Origin of the sequence: Vogesella mureinivorans (assembly GCF_007644035.1) — a bacterium.
GTDB classification, from domain to species: Bacteria; Pseudomonadota; Gammaproteobacteria; order Burkholderiales; family Chromobacteriaceae; genus Vogesella; species Vogesella mureinivorans.
Window position 1 is genome coordinate 1 of sequence record NZ_VMTV02000956.1, and the last position, 272, is coordinate 272.

Genomic DNA, 272 nt, shown 5'->3' on the forward strand with positions numbered 1-272 from the left:
GTTTATTGGGTACGAAGGGTATATCGTGCCCAATGTGCCACAAAACAGAGTTAATCGCAGATTTCCGGGAAGAACCCGTTCCGACGACATCCCCTACATACGCCACGGGATGCCCTTTTTTCTTCAACTCGACAATCGTTTCCAAACTTCCCGGTTGCCGAGATTCCAGCATTGCCAAGGCGTGCAAGGGAATATCCGGGCGGGTTGTGGCATGGGTTGCGGGAGATAAATCGTCGGTGTTCGTCTCTCCCGGCACCTTAAACACGGTGACG

At 52.9% G+C, this 272-nt stretch carries 1 pseudogene; it reads right to left on the bottom strand.

Annotated elements, in window-relative coordinates:
• A pseudogene (locus tag FLQ44_RS21315) lies at nucleotides 1-272 on the bottom strand (bifunctional aconitate hydratase 2/2-methylisocitrate dehydratase); the annotation flags it as partial.